This window comes from Pandoraea pnomenusa, assembly GCF_000767615.3.
Taxonomy (GTDB): domain Bacteria; phylum Pseudomonadota; class Gammaproteobacteria; order Burkholderiales; family Burkholderiaceae; genus Pandoraea; species Pandoraea pnomenusa.
In genome coordinates, this window is sequence record NZ_CP009553.3 from 4,702,509 (window position 1) to 4,719,753 (window position 17,245).

Genomic DNA, 17,245 nt, shown 5'->3' on the forward strand with positions numbered 1-17,245 from the left:
CCCGTAGCAGCGTCCGTCGCCGGCCACACGGCGGCGGACGTGTCGTCCCCCGTAGGAGACCCCCATGAAAGTGGCCCTGTTCGTTCCCTGTTTCATCGATGCGCTGTTCCCCGAAGTGGGCATCGCCACCCTGGAACTGCTCGAGAAACTCGGTGTGACAGTGGATTACCCGCGTCGTCAGACCTGCTGCGGGCAACCGCTCGCCAACAATGGCTGCGAAGCCGACGCAGCCGGGACCGAAGCGCTCTTCGTCGAGAACTTCGCCGGCTACGAGTGCATCGTGTCGCCCTCTTCGAGCTGCGTGCATCACGTGCGCAAGCACCTGAGCGCGGCCGGCGAGTCGGAGCGCGTTGCGACGGTTCGCGCCAACACGTACGAGCTCACGGAATTCCTGCACGACATTCTGCAGGTTCGCGACTTCCCGTGGGCCAACTTCCCTCACACGGTGGGGCTGCACAACAGCTGCAGCGCCATCCGTCACCTGCATGCGGCGTCGGCGAGCGAGATTCCCGGCGAGCCGTGGTCGAAGGCGCGCACGCTGCTCGAAGGCGTGCCGGGCATCCGCTTCGCCGCCCCGCGCCGCCCGGACGAGTGCTGCGGCTTCGGCGGCACGTTCTCCGTGTCGGAGCAGGCCGTCTCCGTCAAGATGGGGCAGGACAAGGTTCGCGATCATTTCGACGCGGGCGCGCAGTTCATCGTCTCGGCCGACATGTCGTGCCTCATGCATCAGAAGGGCTGCGCGGCCCGCACCCGAACCCCCATGCGCTTCCTGCATATCGCGCAGATTCTCAATGGGGTGGACGGCGGCGCGCGCGAGGAGGTCCCGGCATGAGCCGCACGACACGCGTCGATCACGCGAAAAACGCGGAGGCGTTTCTCGCCAAGACGGAACATGTGGCGTTCCACGACAAGCGACTCTGGGACCTGCGCATGAAGCGCGACGCGCAAGCGGCATCCATCGACGAATGGGAGACGCTGCGCACACTCGCCTCGCAGATCAAGGAACACACACTCTCCCGGCTGGGGGATTATCTCGAACAGTTCGCCGCGCGGGCCGAAGCCAACGGCGTGAAAGTGCATTGGGCGCTCGATGCCGCCGCGCACAACGCCATCGTGCACGGCATTCTGGCGGCGCACGACGTCAGAACACTCGTCAAGAGCAAGTCCATGCTGACCGACGAGTGCGAGCTTCGCGAATACCTGGAACCGCGCGGCATCCAGGTGATGGAAACCGATCTCGGTGAGCGCATCCAGCAACTCGACAGGCAGCCGCCGTCGCACGTGGTCGTGCCGGCCGTGCACAAGTTGCGCGGCGACGTGGCGCAGTTGTTCGGCCGCACCCTCGGCACCGACCCGAACAACGACGATGTGCACTACCTGGCGGAAAGCCAGCGCCGCACGACACGCCCCGCCTTTCTCGAGGCGGGCGCCGGGATGACCGGCTGCAACTTCGCCGTTGCCGAGACCGGCACCGTCGTGGTCTGCACCAATGAAGGCAACGCCGATCTGTCGGCGAACGTGCCGCCAGTGCACATCGTGTCGCTCGGCATCGAAAAGCTGATCCCGCGCATGGCCGATCTCGGCGTGTTCGTGCGCCTGCTCTCGCGCAGCGCGCTGGGCTCGCCCATCACGCAGTACACCTCGCATTTCCGCGCGCCTCGTCCCGGCACCGAAATGCACTTCGTCATCGTCGACAACGGCCGCACCGCACGCCTGGCGATGGACGACTTCTGGTACTCGCTCAAGTGCATCCGCTGCGGCGCATGCATGAACACGTGCCCCGTCTATCGTCGCAGCAGCGGGCTGTCGTACGGCAGTACCTACGCCGGGCCGATCGGCGCCATCCTCAACCCCGCATACGATCTCAAACGCTACAGCGCGCTGCCGTTCGCATCCACGATGAACGGGAGCTGCTCGAACGTCTGCCCGGTGCGCATCAACATTCACGAGCAGTTGTACAAGTGGCGCCAGATCGTGGCCGAGGAAGGCGAGTTGCCGTCCGTCAAACGCGGCCTGATCAAGGTCGCTGGCAAGCTGCTCGCCAATCCGGTGCTGTACCGGGCGTCGGTGAAATCGATGAACGCCGCATTGCACCGGTTGCCTAACCTGCTGCTCTATAACCCGCTCAATACGTGGGGCAAGGGCCGCGACCTTCCCGATGCGCCGTCGCAGACGTTTCGTGACTGGTACGACGCCAACCGACGCACGCTCGACGCGACACCGGACGCGTCGGCGAGCGACCTCGATCAATCGTCCACCCGGGAGACCCTGTGAACATGTCCCGCGAAGCCTTCCTCGTTCGCGTGCGCGCGGCGCAACGCGTGGCACTGCGCGACGACGACCACCCGGCCGACGGCACCCGCGAGCCCTTCCCTCTGCCAGCCCTCCCTGTCTTCGAGACGCCCGCCGGAGACCGACACAAACGCTTCGGCCAGCAACTCGTCGCCATGGGCGGCAAGCTTGTGACACTGGACGACGCGCCGGCATTGACCCGGTGGCTTGCCGAACGCTTTCCCGGCGTCGCGCCGGTCACCGCGACGCCGCAGGCCCGAAGCGCCGTGCCGCTCGACGCTGGGCGGCCGCCGGCGTCGTTGCACGACGTTGACGTCGGTGTGGTGCGCGCCCGCTTCGGTGTGGCCGAAACCGGCTCGGTCTGGCTCTCCGAGCAGGAGTACGGCGTGAATGCGCTCGGCTATCTCGTGCAACACCTCGTCGTGCTGCTCGATCCGCGCGACATTGTCGACGGCCTGCAGGACATCTACCGGCTGCCCGATTTCGCATCGGCGCGGTATGCGGTGCTGGTGACGGGGCCCTCGGCCACCGCCGATATCGAAGGGGTGCTCATTCAGGGCGCGCAAGGCGTGCGCTCGCTCACCGTCGTGTTGCTGTCGCGAGACTGAATGCATCGGAATGCCACGCGAGCGCGCGACAGTTTGTCGCATGACGCGCTCGTGTTTCCCCGCGCTTGACGCGCATCAAGTACGCAAGCGCCCCCCGCTTCTACCATCGTCCGTGCTCACTCACGACTTTGGACAACATCATGAAGCACTCTCTCGGCGCCACGGCCATCGCCGCCGCGCTGCTCATCGGCGGCGCCATTTCCAGCACTTGCGCCAACGCGCAATCGTCGCAATCGTCACAAGGGGCGCCCGAAGCGCAGAAGACCTTCGGCTTCATCAAGGACAGCTCACAGGGCATCTACGCCGGCGACATCCTTGCGCGCGTGCGCGCCATCGGCATCATGCCGGACTCGCACGCGAGCGGCAGCGTGCTGCCGACGCTGGGCGTGACCGTCAACAATGCCATCGTGCCCGAACTCGACTTCACGTACATGATTCTCGACAACGTGGGTGTGGAGCTCATTCTCGGCATGTCGCGTCATCAGCTCACGTCGAGCCTCGGACATCTCGGGGGCGTGAACGTGCTGCCGCCCACGCTGCTGCTGCAATACCACTTCAACCACGCAGGCAAGATTCGGCCCTACGTCGGCGCGGGCGTCAACTACACCCGCTTCTGGAACAGTAGCCTGAATGCGGGCGGCACACCGATCTCGATCAAGAATCACAGCGTCGGTCCGGCACTGCAAGCCGGTGTGGACATCCAGATGACGAAGAACCTGTTCTTCAACGTCGACATCAAGAAGGTCTGGATGAAGACCGACACCTCGCTTGCCGGCGCCGATCTCGGCACCCTTCACATCGACCCGCTCATCGTGGGCGTTGGCATCGGCATGAAGTTCTGATTCCGGTGTGGAGCGCCACAGGTGCCTGGCGGACGGTGGCGCTCCTTTTTTTCGCGTGTGGCCGGGCTGCCGCGAGTCCGCGTCGGCGACGCCGTGGGCGACGCCGGGCGATGCGTCAAATTGTCGCGTCCTCCCTACATGAGAACGCAAAGCATTTACGTTGGCCGAAGACCCCGCCTACAATGCCTGGTTCCGTGAATCTCACGTCGTCACTCCCCCGGCCCAGGCATGCGCAAGCTCCGTCAGCATCGCGTCGCAATCGGGATCGCCTTGCTGGCGATCCTGCTGGCGGCGCTCATGCCTGCGATCGCGCAGTGGCGGGCGGCCATGCAGCAGGACCCGTTCGCGATCTACTGCACGGCGACAGGCACGCAGGCCTCGCTCGGAACGAACACCACAGCGCGCGCCAATGCGCAGCGAGAGCCCGCTCACGACGGCCACTCCGGACACGACGACGCACAAGCGCCGCCCACGCCGTCGCAAGCCGCTGAGCAACACAGCCTTCACGACGGCGCCGATCATTCGCTCGCGTCGGCCGACCACTGGGAGAAGTGCGGCTACTGCACGCTCTGGGCGCACCAGCCGCTCGTCACGACCGACGTTCTTACCCTCCCGCGCGCCGCTCAGGCCAGCATCGACCCCGCCCCCGGGTACGGGTACCGTACCACCCGCGCCCCCGCTTCCGCGCCGCCCTCGCGCGCGCACCGCCGCCCGGCGTCGCCTGATCCTTCCCGTGCCGGTCCCGACCGGTAACACTTGCCGAACGCGCCATGCCTGGCCGGTTCGTGCGTCTGCTCGCGCGCTGCGCGACGGCGCACGCCGTCGCCCGTCGCCGTGCATCTCTCACGATGCAACGAACGCCGTGCGTCCCCCGCACCCGGCACTGCACAAGACTTCGCACAATGCGCGTGCGGCCGTACACGTACATCAGGCGACCGCCCGGTGCGGTCGCGAGAGAGAGAATTCCATGTCGCGTTCCCTGACGCAGAAGCCGTTGCAAACGGCCATCGCACTCGCCCTTGCCTCGCTGGGCGGTGCAGCACACGCACTGACGACCGGCCCCGAGGCCACATTACCCGTGACGGTGGTGACCGCCCCGCCCGAATCGCTCACTTCGCCGAGCGTGGACTTGCAAAAAGCCGAACTGTTCCAGACCGTCGGCGCCGTCGGTTTCGTCGACGCCGACTCGTACCAGAACACCTACGCCTTCAATCTGCGCGACATTCTCAAGGACAGCCCGGGCGTCTATGTGCAGAATCGATACGGGCAGGAGATACGCGTCTCGATTCGCGGCTCGGGGATCGCCCGCGGCTATCATGCTCGCGGACTCGAGATCCTGCAGGACGGTATTCCGACGAACGCCGCGGACGGCAGCGGCGACTACTACCAGATCGATCCGCTGGGCCTGCGCTCGACCGAGGTCTACAAGGGCGGCAACGGTCTGACCTACGGTGCGACCACGCTGGGCGGCGCACTCAACTTCGTCACGCCCACCGCCTACACGGCGGATGCGCCCAACCAGTTGCGCATCGATGGCGGCAGCTTCGGCACCATACGTGCGAGTGCGCAGATGTCACGCATCTTCGGCCCCCTCGATGCGCTCGCTACCGTGACCGTCAATCGCGCCGACGGCTATCGCGATCATGACAGGGGCAACTACGCCCAGATCAACGCCAACGTCGGATACAAGTTCTCGCCGCGCGTCGAGACCCGCTTCTTCTTCGGCGCCTACCTCGTCGACCAGAAGCTGCCGGGCACGCTGTCGCTGTTCGATGCCCTGAACCATCCGACAAAGGCGGCCGCATCGGCCGTCTCCGGCGATCAGGCACGCAACATTCGCACCGAACGCCTGGGCAACCTGACGACGGTTCGCTTTGCGACTGGCCAACTCGACGTCGCTTCGTGGGTGATCCACAAGAGCCTCTATCACCCGATCTTCCAGGTCATCGATCAGGACGGCTGGACGTATGGCGTGGCGCCTCGCTACACCGCCAACCTCACGCTCGCGGGCATGCGTAACGACCTGATCGTGGGCGCGCGCTTCTTCGGCGGTAACACCAGCGCCAACCAATACACGAACGTGAACGGCAATCGGGGCGCCCAGACGCTCGACGCCCGTCAGAGCGCGTACAACTACGAGGCCTACTTCGAGAACCGGTGGTTCTTCCTGCCGACGCTGGGCCTGATGGTAGGCGCCAAGGCCTTTCGGGACGTACGACAATACATCGACTACGGCGGTCTGGCCGGCGACCCCAACTACCGGTCGACGAGCGCCGCCTATTCGGGAGTGAATCCGAAGATCGGCCTGCTTTGGGAGCCCAGCAAGGACGTACAGGCATTCGTCGACGTCACCCGCAGTGCCGACGTCCCCGACTTCACCGACCTGTCGCAGACGTTCGGCGCCACGTCGCGCTTCGTACCGCTCGCCTCGCAGCATGCCTGGACGATCGAGGCCGGCACCCGCGGCAAGCTCGATCGCGTGGCATGGGATGTCACCGCCTATCGATCCCTGGTGCGCGATCAGTTGCTTCAGTACACCACGTCCGCCGACATTCCCGCGTCGACCTTCAACGCCAACAAGACCGTGCTCCAGGGTCTGGAGATCGGCGCGTCGGTCGACCTGTTCAGGAACCTCGCCGCCACCGGAGACCGCATCACGCTGTCACAACTCTGGAACTACAGCGACTTCCGCTTCCGGGACGATCCGCAATACGGCAACAATCGCATTGCCGGTGTTCCCACCCATGTGTTGCGCACGACACTCGGCTATGCCCTGTCGAACCGCTTCCAGGTCGCCGCATCGCTCGATTGGGTGCCGACCGGTGCATGGGTGGATTACGCCAACACCCTGCGCGTGCCTGGTTACTCGCTGATCGGCTTGCAGGCATCGTATCTGGTGCAGCGCGGGGTCACCCTCTATGTCGACGCGCGCAACCTGACCGACAAACGCTACGTCACCGACTTCAGCACGGTGACCGACGCGCGCACCGCCAACACCGCCGTCTTCTATCCGGGAGACGGTCGCAGCGTATTCGCGGGCGTTCGGTTCGCGTTCTGACCGCAATCGACGGGCAGGTATCTCGCCCGTTTTGATGCGAGGCGCATCAGTCACGCGCCGCGCTGGTTCATGCCGGACCTGGCGCCTTCGCTGCGGCGCCAGGTGCGGGCGGCCGACGGCGCACTCGGGTCGTCGCGCCCCCGGGCCCTCGATTCGAGCGCTCAGAGCATGCGGCGCAACGTATCGTCCCGGCGGAGGTAGTGATGCCACAGCGCAGCCGCCGCGTGCAGCCCGATCACCCAATAGAACGCACTGCCGATCGTCTCGTGAATCTCCTTGATCGAGCGGCGCAGCGCGTCGTCCTGCCCGACAAATTGAGGCAACGCAATATCCAGTCCGGGAATCGTGAGCACGTCGCCTCCCGCGTTGAGCGCCAGATAGCCAAGCACCGGCTGCGCGAACATGAATAGATACAGCAGCAGATGCACGAGCGAGGACGACGCGCGAACCACCCATGCCTGCCCCGGCAACGCACCCGGCGATCCTTTGATCAGCCGCCACAGAAGGCGCGGCACCGCCAGCGTGAGCGCCGCCAGGCCGGCCCATTCGTGGATCGTCATCGACAGCGCGCGCGGTGCGCTGCCCTTGGGCAAATACCCCTTTGTGATGACAGCTGCGTAGGCCACTACGATCAGCAGTGCCACCGCCCAGTGAAAGAAGATCGCCGGCGGCGCGTAGCGTCCCGAAGGCGACATCGAAGGTCCGGGGGAACGAAACTTGATCGCGTTATCCATTGACAGCTTCCTGTTTTGTGATGGGGCGCCTCATTATCCCTCGCGTTCTGTTACGCGAAAAGGTCGCAAACTGTCACATTTGTTACTCCAAGTTTCCATTCGATATTCGGACTCCTCCTTCCCCACCGCCTTTGTCCCGTATCGACAATACGGTGCACGCCCGCTCCCCGTCCCTCAAGCCGCCTTCGCCAAACCTCCTTGGCCGATGCACGCCGGGTCGGCCTTGAAGCCCCGCTCGGGGCTTCTTTTTTGTCCACGACGCAATCGATGGCACACCAGCCGTCGTCGCCGGGCCGATGCACACGGCATGCGCCGTCACTGAGCCGTCTCGCTGCAGAGCAACATTCGCCATGCGCATCGGTCGATCCAGCTTAACGCGAGGGCATTCGCAAAGGCCTGTGAACTATCCGAGAGAATCGCCGTACGAACGCAATAGCGGGCCTGTCCGATCCATGACCAGGACGAATCTGTCCCGAAAGGTAGGCGCATGCCGCGAAGTGTTGCGCGAAGCCCTCACTTCGCTGGTCATCGCTCGACTCGGGGGCCGATAATGGAAGCAAAAATCCAGGAGGACACATCATGCGAAGCATCTCTTTTCCCCAAGGCGACACCGTGCCGGTGCTCGGTCAGGGCACGTGGATGATGGGCGAGAAAGCGGAGCGGCGTCGCGAGGAAATCGCGGCGTTGCGTCTTGGCGTATCGCTCGGCATGACGCTCGTCGATACCGCAGAAATGTATGGCGAGGGTGCGACGGAAACGCTTGTCGGCGAGGCGCTCGACGGCCTTCGCGATCAGGTCTTCCTGGTGAGCAAGGTGTATCCCCACAATGCATCGCGACGCGGCGTGGTCGCTGCGTGCGAACGCAGCCTGAAGCGCCTTCGCACCGATCGGCTCGACCTTTATCTGCTGCATTGGCGCGGCGGCGAACCGTTCGAGGAAACCATCGCCGGCTTCGAGGCACTGCGCGAGGCCGGCAAGATCCGCCACTGGGGCGTAAGCAATCTCGACACCGACGACATGGACGAACTGTTCGCCACGCCCGGTGGCAATGCATGCGCCACCGATCAGGTGCTCTACAACCTGTCTCGACGCGGCCCCGAATACGATCTTGCGCCGTGGCTCGCGGAGCACGGTTTGCCGATGATGGCCTACTCTCCCATCGAGCAGGGACGATTGCCGACCAAAGGCGTGCTCGGCGACATCGCCAGAGCCCGTCACGTCGAACCGCTGCAGATCGCGTTGGCCTGGGTGCTGAGCCGCCCAGGCGTCATCGCCATTCCGAAGGCGGGCACGGAGGCGCACGTGCGGGCCAATCGCGCCGCTCACGATATTGTGCTCACCGAACAGGAGCTGGCGTTGCTCGACCATCATTTCGAGGCGCCCTCACGCAAGCGTCCGCTGGAGATGATCTGAGGCCATCCGGGAATTTTGAAGGCGCTCGGTCACACGCGCGCAACACAGTACACTAGGCGCTTTCGAATTCCGCAGGACGGCTTCATGAACGATTCACGTCCCGTCGTCGTCATCGGGGGCGGTCTGGTCGGCGTATGTACCGCCGCCTATCTACAACGCGCCGGGCATGCCGTGGTGATCGTCGATCGCCAGTCCGCACGCCAGGCGGCCTCGTTGGGCAACGCTGGCTGCATCAATGGGTCCTCGGTCGTGCCGATTGCCATGCCAGGCGTGCTTTGGCAGGTGCCGGGGTGGCTGATGCAACCGGACGGCCCGCTCGTGTTGCGTTGGTCCTACCTGCCTCGCATGGTCCCCTGGCTGATGCGCTTCGTGGCGGCGAGTCAGCCTGCCCGCGTCGCGGCGCAGGCCCGCGCACTTCGGGCACTGCTTGGCCCGGCGCTCGACGCCTACCAGCCGCTGCTCGACGATGCACAGGCCAACGATCTCGTCACGCGGCGCGGCTATCTGATCGCCTATTCGAGCGAGCGCGGCATGCGCGGCGACGAGGGGGGCATGGCCCTGCGCCGCGAGAACGGCGTGCACATTGAAACCCTCGATGCCGCGGCGCTGCGCGAGTTCGAGCCAACGCTTTCGCATGAATTCGTCGGTGCCCGATATATCGGCGAGACCGGACATACGCTGGACCCCGGTGCCTTGCTGGCGCGGTTGACCGCGCAGGTGATCGCGCGCGGGGGACGCGTCGTCGACGCCAGCGCGACGGCGATCGAGACTAACGGCGCACACGCCGTTGCCGTGCATTCGGACGCGGGGCGCGAGGCGGCAGGCGCGGTCGTCGTGGCCGCGGGCGCATGGTCCGCGCCGTTCGCACGGCAGTTGGGGGACAGCATCGTCTTCGACACGGAGCGCGGCTACCACGTGGAGATCGCGTCGCCGCAGACGATGCCCTCGCGCCCGGTCATGTGGGCCGAGGGAAAGTTGTTCGCCACGCCGATGAACGGGCGGCTTCGCGGCGCAGGAACGGTCGAATTAGCGGGACTGCAGGCGCCGCCGAACTGGCGACGCGCCGACCTGCTGCTCGATCAGTTGCACAAGATGTTCCCCGGCGCCGTGGCGGGCGCCAAGCCTTCGCAATCGGTCGACGGGGCGCGTTGGCAGGGATTCCGGCCGAGCACGCCCGACTCGCTGCCGGTCGTCGGCGCCGCATCGAAAGTGCCGAACGCATTCTATGCCTTCGGACACGGGCATGTGGGTCTGACCGCGGCGGCATCGACGGGTCGCACGATCGCCGCCCTGGTGTCGGGCGAACGTCCTGACATCGACCTTTCTCCGTTCTCCATCGGTCGCTTCCGCTAGTCGGCAACGACCGGAGCCCCGGTCCCCGGGACTCGCGCGTTGTCAGTCCTTGCAGACGGCGGCCACGATATCGCACGAACGCAGCCGCAGTGCGGGGTCGTAGATGTCGGTCACGAGCATCAGCTCGTCGGCCTGCGTGCGCTCGACGAGATCCGACAACCCCGCCTTCACGCGCTCGGGCCCGCCAACCACCGCCACCCCAAGGAAGGCTTCCACCGAATGCTGCTCGGCCGGGTCCCAGCGCTCGTCCATGTCGGTCACCGGCGGCTGGAGCTTCAGGCTCTGACCGCGCATCAGCGCAAGAATCTTCTGCTGCGACGACGTGGCGAGGAACCTCGCTTCCTCGTCGGTCGGCGCGGCCACGACCGGCACGCCGACCATCACGTACGGCTTGTCGAGGACGGCCGACGGCCGGAAAAGCTCGCGGTAAAGACGTATCGCATCGAACAGGAACCGCGGCGCGAAATGCGACGCAAAGGCGTAGGGCAGGCCCAGATGGGCGGCAAGCTGGGCTGAAAACAGCGACGAGCCCAGCAGCCAGACCGGAATATCGCTGCCCGCGCCCGGCGTCGCCACCAGCCGCTGACCGGGTTGGGCCGGCGCCAGCAACGCGCGCAGCTCGGCAACCTGTTCAGGGAAGTCGTCGCCATTGGACAGCCGGTCTCGGCGCAATGCACGCATCGTCGCCTGATCCGCGCCAGGAGCGCGCCCCAATCCCAGATCGATACGCCCGGGATACAACGCGGCCAGCGTGCCGAAATTCTCTGCCACGACGAGCGGCGGGTGATTCGGCAGCATCACCCCTCCCGACCCGACACGAATGCGCGACGTCTTGTCCGCTATGTGCCCGATCAGCAGCGCGGTCGCGGAACTCGCAATACCGTCCATGTTGTGGTGCTCGGCCAGCCAGAAGCGCGTGAAGCCGAGACGCTCGACGTGCTGCGCGAGCTCCGTGGATTGCTTCAGGGCCTCGGCCACCGTGCCACCGGCACGCACCGGCACCAGATCCAGCATCGAGATGGCCGTCTTCGACAAACTGCTCATGGGGTTCTCCATTGGTCTGCGCGTCATGTCCGGGGCGATCCTCCGGCAGTCCGTCGGGCGGCCGGAACGACACTCCCGGGTGACGCGCACTGTCGCCACAAAGTATAGTGACGAAGGGTCGAAACCCCCAGTAGGCACCTTTTCGTTAGATAGTCACCATTTGGTTACCATGAACAAACCCGAGCCGTTCGTCTTCGAAGAAACCTGCGTGCCGCGCCGCGTGCTGGAACTCTTCAGCGTGAAGTGGACGAGCATGGTCCTCTACGCGTTGCAGTGCGGCACCACCCGCACCGGCGAATTGCAGCGTCGGTTGCCCGGCATTTCCAAGAAGATGCTCACACAGACGCTGCGCGAACTCGAGCGCGACGGGCTGATTCACCGCGAGGTCTACGCCGTGGTGCCCCCCAAGGTCGAGTATTCGCTCACGCCGCTAGGAGAGTTGTTCATCGAACCGATCGAAATGCTTTACCGCTGGGGCAACAAGCACGCCGACGTGCTCGCGCAACTGAGCCTGCGACGTGGCAAGCCATCACAGACCGCCGATCAGGAGAATCGCGGCGATCGCTCGGCACGGTTGCCGATTTCTTCCTAATCTGAGACAGTGGTTATGTTGCAGCGCAACCTGCGTACCGCCTGCAACCTTACTCTCGTAACGCCCCCCGCGGCCGGCCCCTGCCGGTGCCGCGTCGCATCGCCGAGGGATCATGCCACGCACTCAACGCAATCCACGCCGGCCACGTGCCAGTGCTGCCAGTCGTACGGCTGGCGACGCCCCTGCCACCGCCAGTCGGGCCGCGCCCGGCACCCTGCCCGTCGATCTTGCGCTGCAAGGGGGCGGCGCCCATGGCGCTTTCACATGGGGCGTACTGGACCGGCTGCTCGAAGCCATGGCCAGCGGCGGCCCGTTTCACATCGAGGGCATCTCTGGCACATCCGCGGGTGCCATGAACGCGGCGGTGCTCGCTACCGGTTACGCGCATGGCGGCCCGGAGGGCGCACGTCGCGCGCTCGAGCAATTCTGGCGTGACGTCGCGCATGCGGGGCGATTCAGTCCCTTGCGCCGCACGCCGCTCGACATCGTGCTCGGGCGGTGGTCGCTCGATAACTCCCCGTTCTTCATGTTCTTCGATCTGGCCGCACGGGTCGTCTCGCCGTACGACCTCGCCCCGCTCGAATTCAACCCGCTGCGGCGCCTGCTCGCCGATCACATCGACTTCGACGGCATCGCTGCCTGCCCGATCCAATTGTTCATCACCGCGACCAATGTGAGAACCGGGCGCGGTCGTGTCTTCCGAAATGCCGAGATGACGGCGGACGTGTTGCTGGCATCGGCTTGCCTGCCCATGCTGTACCGCGCCATCGAGATCGACGGCGAACCCTATTGGGACGGTGGTTACGCGGGCAATCCGACGATCACGCCGCTGGTTCGGGAAACGTCGTCGTGCGACACGATACTTGTGCAGGTCAACCCGGTGGAACGCGCGGAAGTTCCCCGTTCGGCGCGCGAAATCCTCAACCGCGTCAACGAAGTCTCGTTCAACGCCACGCTCCTCAAGGAGTTGCGCATGATCTCGGTGCTGCGCCAGGTCGTGGACGCGGGCAGCAGCGAAGGCCGGCGCTGGGCGCAGATGCGCATGCACCGCATCGCCAGCGACATGATGACCACGCTGGGCTACTCATCGAAGCTCTCGGCCGAATGGGATTTCCTCGCGATGCTGCGCGACGAGGGCCGACGCTGCGCCGAGCACTTCCTGCGAACGCATGGTGCCGATCTCGGTCGGCGCGCGTCGTTCGATCTCGACCCGCTTCAGGAGACGATCTGAATGGAGCTTGCCGGCATCCTGATCGGTCTTGGGCTGCTCGTCTGGCTGGCATACCGCGGCTGGAGCGTGCTGTTGCTCGCCCCCGCGGCCGCCATGCTCGCCGCCGCGCTTTCCGGCGAGCCGATGCTTGCGCACTGGACACACACCTTCATGCAGAACGCCGCGCGTTTCGTCGCGCAGTTCTTCCCGCTGTTCCTGCTCGGCGCGCTGTTCGGCAAGCTGATGGAAGACAGCGGATCGGTGCGTGCGATCGCCGCGTTTCTCACCGACAAACTCGGCGCACGCCGGGCGATGTTCGCGGTGGTGCTTGGCGGCGCGCTCGTCACCTACGGCGGCGTCAGCCTGTTCGTGGCGTTTTTCGTGCTCGCACCGATGGCGCACGCACTGTTTCGCGAAGCGGACATCCCCGTGCGCCTGATGCCGGCCGCGATCGCGCTGGGGACTTCAACCTTCACGATGTCCGCCCTGCCCGGCACGCCGTCCATCCAGAACGCCATTCCCATGCCCTTTTTCGGCACCACGCCGTTCGCCGCCCCGGGCCTCGGGCTGATGGCCTCCGCCATCATGCTCGGGGCGGGACTGTGGTGGCTGTCGTGGCGCGAGGCGCAGGCGCGCCGCGCCGGACATGGTTACGCGGAGCACGAAGTCTGGGACAAGGCCGCCGACCCGACAGTCGTTCGCGAGCGCGCCAGCGTCGCGCGGGAATTCGATCCGGCGGAAATCGAACAAGGTCATCGCAGCAGTGAGTTGCCGGGCATTCTCACGGCCGCGTTGCCGCTGCTCGTCGTGATCGGTGGCAACTTCGTGATGAACGTGATCGTCTTCCCCCGGCTCGACGCGAGTTTTCTTGCCGAACCGAGATGGGGCGGCATGACGCTGCAAAGCGTGGCGGGCGTGTGGGGCGTATGCATCGCGCTGGCCAGCGCGATCGTCGTGCTCATCGCGCTGCAATGGCGGCGCCTGCCCGCCCTGCGCAAGACCATGGACGCCGGCGCCAACGCGTCGGTTCTGCCGATCATGTGTACGGCCAGTCTCGTGGGTTATGGCGGTGTGATCGCGGCCCTGCCGGGCTTCGAAGTCGTGCGTGACTGGGTGTTGTCGATCGACGGCGGACCGCTCGTCTCGCTGGCCCTGTCCGCGAATCTGCTCGCGGCCATCACCGGCTCGGCCTCGGGCGGCCTGACCATCGCGCTCGACGCACTCGGCCCCGCCTACGTGAGCCTCGCCGCGCAGCACGGCATCGATCCGGCACTGATGCACCGTGTGGCGGTGATCGCATCGGGCACGCTCGATAGCCTGCCGCACAACGGCGCCGTCGTGACCCTGCTCGCCGTGTGCGGCAGCACGCATCGGGAGAGCTATCTCGACATCGTCATGGCGAGTATCGTCAGCGCGCTGATTGCGCTCGTGGCCGTCATCGTCGTCGGCTCGTTGGTCGGCACCTTCTAGCACGCGGCGCCCGTGCGCTCGTGCCTGTTGCCGCCGACCGCGTCGGCGGCAACGCCCCGCGTCGATCAACGATCGAGCAGGCGACCCAGGCGCATCATCGTGACATTCACGCCTAGGTGGCGCATCGACGGCTGCACGATAACGCAGTTGTCGTAAGGCGTGACGATGACCTCGTCGCCGTCGCGGGCGATCTCGGTGCCCGCCTTCTCGATGACTTCCAGTCCCGTGAACGGTTGCGAGAAGCGGAAATCCATCGAACGGGCCACGACCGGCTGCGTAATCTCGACGAACTTCTGCCGGGCGGGCGGCGTCTGCGTCAGGAACCGGGCGACGTCGGCCTGCGCGACCACGCCCGCATGCAGCAGGAAGCGCGCGGCGCTGTCGAGCGCCACGTCGCGCGCGCTTGCGGCGAAATGCTGTCCCGTCTCGATGAGCAGGGCGTTCTTCGGGCTGGCCGCGTCGCCGAAGCCGCCGTAGTCGCGCATGCGCGTACCGTTCGCGTGGCCCTTGTCGATGATGACGTGTTCGGGCGTGCCGAGTTCGGCCGCGAGTGCAACGGCCTTTTCCAGCGGACCGGTCATCATCAGCGGCGCCGACGCTTCGTGCATCGAGTGGATGTCGAGCAGCAGATCGACCGTGTCGATGAACGGACGCATCGCGCGCGCGCGCGTCAGCTCGCGGCTCTGGCGCTCGCCGTCGAGCGTCGAGGGCGTCCATACGCGATTCATGTCCTCGTCGAGAAAGCGCGTGGCATCGGCATTCTCCGCACTGAACTGCTCATAGGCGCCGACGTTGCCGAAGCCCAGCGACAGGCGGCCCGAGGTGGGACGCAGTCCGGCCGCGAGCAGCGTGTCGACAGCGATGGCGCCGCTCACTTCGTTGCCATGCGTGAGGGCGAGAATCATCACGTGCTTGCCGGGCTTGCCGCTGTCGAACGTGTGCAGGTAGTCGACGCCGGTGTTGCCTTCGCGCCAGCGGGCGATATCCGGGAACGGGACTTCGATGGGGTACGCCGGCAGGGCGGCGCGAATCGCTTCTAGCGTGGTCATGAGTAGTGCTCCGCAAGGGTGCCGAAAAAGACGACGACGTTACCGCGCGAGCGGCGCACGTCGTCTTTGCGGCGGGAAACAGAACCGCGGTGAAATCCTGGTGCCTGGACTGGCCTCGTGCAGGATCGTCCGCGGGCGATCAGGCTTTCGAGGCGCGCGCGCCGCCGTGCGTGACGCCCGCGATCTTGCCCGCCCGAACGCGGCGACCCAGCGAGATCACGGCGGCGATGCTCAGTACGGCAGTGGCCATCACGTAGAAGCTCGGCGCGAGCTTGTTGTGGGTGGCGTCGATCAGCCAGGTCACGATGAGCGGCGCGAAGCCACCGAAGAGCGTCACCGAGAAGTTGTACGACAGGGCGAGGCCGGTGCCGCGCGTACTCGTCGGGAAGATGTCGGCGAGCAGTGCCGGCAGCGGCGCGAGACTCACGGCGATGAGCAGACCGACCAGCGCCTGCACCATGAGCAGCGTCTGGAACGTGGGGTACTTGTTGAGCAACACGAATAACGGGTAGGTCGTCGCGCCCACGAGGATCAGCGCCCAGAGCATTACGCGAATGCGGCCGAAGCGATCCGAGAGGTGTCCGACCACGGGCGCGGCGATCATCAGCATCACGCCGGTGACCACGGCGCCGATGAACGACGACGTGGCCGGAATGTGCAGTTGCTTGACCGCGTACGTCGGCATGTAAAGCTTGTGAACGTAGTTGAACGCCGTGGCGGCGGCCACGACGCCGGCGCCGAGCAGCATGTTCGCGCGGTCGCGGCCGAAGACCTCGCGCAGCGGCGACGTCTCGCGTTGTTTCTCGCCCAGTTTCTTGAAGTCGGCGGTCTCGTCGATGTTGCGGCGGATGTAGAGACCGACCGGACCGATGAGCAGACCGACGGCAAACGCGACGCGCCAGCCCCACGCGCTCAATTGGTCGGCGCTCAACAGCAGGCTCAGCAGCGCGGAGACACCGGCGGCGAGCACCGTGGCGAGACCCTGGGTGGACATCTGCCAGCTCGCGAAAAAGCCGCGCCGCTTGGCGTCGGCGTGCTCGACCATGAAAGCTGTGGCGGCGCCGAACTCACCGCCCGTGGAAAAGCCCTGCAGCATGCGCGCGACGATGATCATGAGCGGCGAGGCGATGCCGATCTGCTCATAGGTCGGTGCGAACGCGATCATGGCCGTGCCGAGCATCATCAGGCCGATGGACACGGTGAGCGACGCCTTGCGGCCGGCGCGGTCGGCGTAGCTGCCGAGAATGATCGAGCCGAGCGGGCGGGTGACGAACGAGATACCGAAGGTGCCGACGGCCAGCAGCAGCGACGTCGTGGCATCGTGCGCCGGGAAGAACAACTGACCGATCACGATGGCGAAGTAGCCGTAGATCAGCAGATCGTAGAACTCGAGTGCGTTGCCGATGCTCGCGGCGCAGATCTCGCGCCACGGGTTGTGGGGTTGGGTGTTGCCTGTCATGCCCTGCTCCTCTGGATTACTGCTGGCGTTGGAAATGTCTGGCGGTCGCGCGGCACGCACTCGATGCGCGCCCCGGACCCCCTGCCAGTCTCAGGAAGCGGAGTGTAGGCGGCAGAAATTC

The 17,245-nt window shown here is 65.8% G+C and carries 15 protein-coding genes; 11 read left to right on the forward strand and 4 right to left on the reverse strand.

All coding sequences use genetic code 11. The annotated features are described in order from the left end of the window. The first annotated feature begins 64 nt into the window (after positions 1-64). From LV28_RS45015 to LV28_RS45040, 6 genes are all read left to right on the forward strand, one after another. Positions 65-832 carry a (Fe-S)-binding protein gene (locus LV28_RS45015; RefSeq protein ID WP_025249851.1) on the forward strand — a complete coding sequence of 256 codons (768 nt, stop codon included), beginning with the start codon at positions 65-67 and terminating at the stop codon, positions 830-832. Further along, on the forward strand, positions 829-2,274 hold the full coding sequence (locus LV28_RS45020; protein ID WP_048806518.1) for a lactate utilization protein B: 1,446 nt from the start codon (positions 829-831) through the stop codon (positions 2,272-2,274). The genes LV28_RS45015 and LV28_RS45020 overlap by 4 nt, the downstream gene beginning before the upstream one ends. Positions 2,275-2,276: 2 nt before the next feature. After that, positions 2,277-2,900, forward strand: a complete 624-nt coding sequence (locus LV28_RS45025) for a LutC/YkgG family protein (protein WP_038619730.1) — start codon at positions 2,277-2,279, stop codon at positions 2,898-2,900. A 140-nt stretch (positions 2,901-3,040) separates the two neighbouring features. Further along, on the forward strand, positions 3,041-3,742 hold the full coding sequence (locus LV28_RS45030) for an OmpW/AlkL family protein (RefSeq protein WP_023597641.1): 702 nt from the start codon (positions 3,041-3,043) through the stop codon (positions 3,740-3,742). A 228-nt stretch (positions 3,743-3,970) separates the two neighbouring features. Beyond that, complete coding sequence (locus tag LV28_RS45035; protein WP_058371704.1) at positions 3,971-4,495, forward strand: DUF2946 family protein; 525 nt, start codon at positions 3,971-3,973, stop codon at positions 4,493-4,495. A 214-nt stretch (positions 4,496-4,709) separates the two neighbouring features. Beyond that, entirely contained in the window at positions 4,710-6,800 is a 2,091-nt protein-coding gene (locus tag LV28_RS45040; protein ID WP_081326958.1) for a TonB-dependent receptor family protein, read from the forward strand. A gap of 161 nt (positions 6,801-6,961) precedes the next feature. Here the strand turns inward: LV28_RS45040 and LV28_RS45045 are convergent, their stop codons facing one another. After that, positions 6,962-7,534 (reverse strand): cytochrome b, encoded by a 573-nt coding sequence (locus LV28_RS45045; RefSeq protein WP_025249855.1) that lies wholly within the window; start codon positions 7,532-7,534, stop codon positions 6,962-6,964. 579 nt (positions 7,535-8,113) lie between these two features. Here LV28_RS45045 and LV28_RS45050 point away from each other — a divergent pair. Then, positions 8,114-8,947 carry an aldo/keto reductase gene (locus LV28_RS45050; RefSeq protein WP_023597644.1) on the forward strand — a complete coding sequence of 278 codons (834 nt, stop codon included), beginning with the start codon at positions 8,114-8,116 and terminating at the stop codon, positions 8,945-8,947. Positions 8,948-9,031: 84 nt separating this feature from the next. After that, complete coding sequence (locus tag LV28_RS45055) at positions 9,032-10,300, forward strand: NAD(P)/FAD-dependent oxidoreductase (RefSeq protein ID WP_025249856.1); 1,269 nt, start codon at positions 9,032-9,034, stop codon at positions 10,298-10,300. 42 nt (positions 10,301-10,342) lie between these two features. Here the strand turns inward: LV28_RS45055 and LV28_RS45060 are convergent, their stop codons facing one another. Next, complete coding sequence (locus LV28_RS45060) at positions 10,343-11,344, reverse strand: LLM class flavin-dependent oxidoreductase (RefSeq protein ID WP_023597646.1); 1,002 nt, start codon at positions 11,342-11,344, stop codon at positions 10,343-10,345. 169 nt (positions 11,345-11,513) lie between these two features. Here LV28_RS45060 and LV28_RS45065 point away from each other — a divergent pair, with 169 nt between their 5' ends. From LV28_RS45065 to LV28_RS45075, 3 genes are all read left to right on the forward strand, one after another. Next, a complete protein-coding gene (locus tag LV28_RS45065; RefSeq protein WP_023597647.1) occupies positions 11,514-11,936 on the forward strand; it encodes a winged helix-turn-helix transcriptional regulator in 423 nt (140 codons plus the stop codon). A 112-nt stretch (positions 11,937-12,048) separates the two neighbouring features. Continuing rightward, positions 12,049-13,167: a patatin-like phospholipase family protein gene (locus LV28_RS45070; RefSeq protein WP_081326959.1), complete on the forward strand. Its 1,119-nt coding sequence runs from the start codon at positions 12,049-12,051 to the stop codon at positions 13,165-13,167. After that, positions 13,168-14,616, forward strand: a complete 1,449-nt coding sequence (locus LV28_RS45075; protein WP_038619724.1) for a GntP family permease — start codon at positions 13,168-13,170, stop codon at positions 14,614-14,616. It abuts the gene before it with no gap. 65 nt (positions 14,617-14,681) lie between these two features. On the opposite strand, the gene LV28_RS45080 is transcribed toward LV28_RS45075, so the two are convergent. Next, positions 14,682-15,665, reverse strand: coding sequence for a M14 family metallopeptidase (locus LV28_RS45080; protein WP_023597650.1), 984 nt, complete (start codon positions 15,663-15,665; stop codon positions 14,682-14,684). Positions 15,666-15,804: 139 nt separating this feature from the next. Then, positions 15,805-17,124: an MFS transporter gene (locus LV28_RS45085; protein ID WP_023597651.1), complete on the reverse strand. Its 1,320-nt coding sequence runs from the start codon at positions 17,122-17,124 to the stop codon at positions 15,805-15,807. Positions 17,125-17,245: the final 121 nt, after the last annotated feature.

Excerpts from the sequence above, each read along its gene's own strand:
- LV28_RS45015 (WP_025249851.1), top strand. The coding sequence starts at position 65 with ATGAAAGTGGCCCTGTTCGTTCCCTGTTTCATCGATGCGCTGTTCCCC.
- LV28_RS45020 (WP_048806518.1), top strand. The coding sequence starts at position 829 with ATGAGCCGCACGACACGCGTCGATCACGCGAAAAACGCGGAGGCGTTT.
- LV28_RS45025 (WP_038619730.1), top strand. The coding sequence starts at position 2,277 with ATGTCCCGCGAAGCCTTCCTCGTTCGCGTGCGCGCGGCGCAACGCGTG.
- LV28_RS45030 (WP_023597641.1), top strand. The coding sequence starts at position 3,041 with ATGAAGCACTCTCTCGGCGCCACGGCCATCGCCGCCGCGCTGCTCATC.
- LV28_RS45035 (WP_058371704.1), top strand. The coding sequence starts at position 3,971 with ATGCGCAAGCTCCGTCAGCATCGCGTCGCAATCGGGATCGCCTTGCTG.
- LV28_RS45040 (WP_081326958.1), top strand. The coding sequence starts at position 4,710 with ATGTCGCGTTCCCTGACGCAGAAGCCGTTGCAAACGGCCATCGCACTC.
- LV28_RS45045 (WP_025249855.1), bottom strand. The coding sequence starts at position 7,534 with ATGGATAACGCGATCAAGTTTCGTTCCCCCGGACCTTCGATGTCGCCT.
- LV28_RS45050 (WP_023597644.1), top strand. The coding sequence starts at position 8,114 with ATGCGAAGCATCTCTTTTCCCCAAGGCGACACCGTGCCGGTGCTCGGT.
- LV28_RS45055 (WP_025249856.1), top strand. The coding sequence starts at position 9,032 with ATGAACGATTCACGTCCCGTCGTCGTCATCGGGGGCGGTCTGGTCGGC.
- LV28_RS45060 (WP_023597646.1), bottom strand. The coding sequence starts at position 11,344 with ATGAGCAGTTTGTCGAAGACGGCCATCTCGATGCTGGATCTGGTGCCG.
- LV28_RS45065 (WP_023597647.1), top strand. The coding sequence starts at position 11,514 with ATGAACAAACCCGAGCCGTTCGTCTTCGAAGAAACCTGCGTGCCGCGC.
- LV28_RS45070 (WP_081326959.1), top strand. The coding sequence starts at position 12,049 with ATGCCACGCACTCAACGCAATCCACGCCGGCCACGTGCCAGTGCTGCC.
- LV28_RS45075 (WP_038619724.1), top strand. The coding sequence starts at position 13,168 with ATGGAGCTTGCCGGCATCCTGATCGGTCTTGGGCTGCTCGTCTGGCTG.
- LV28_RS45080 (WP_023597650.1), bottom strand. The coding sequence starts at position 15,665 with ATGACCACGCTAGAAGCGATTCGCGCCGCCCTGCCGGCGTACCCCATC.
- LV28_RS45085 (WP_023597651.1), bottom strand. The coding sequence starts at position 17,124 with ATGACAGGCAACACCCAACCCCACAACCCGTGGCGCGAGATCTGCGCC.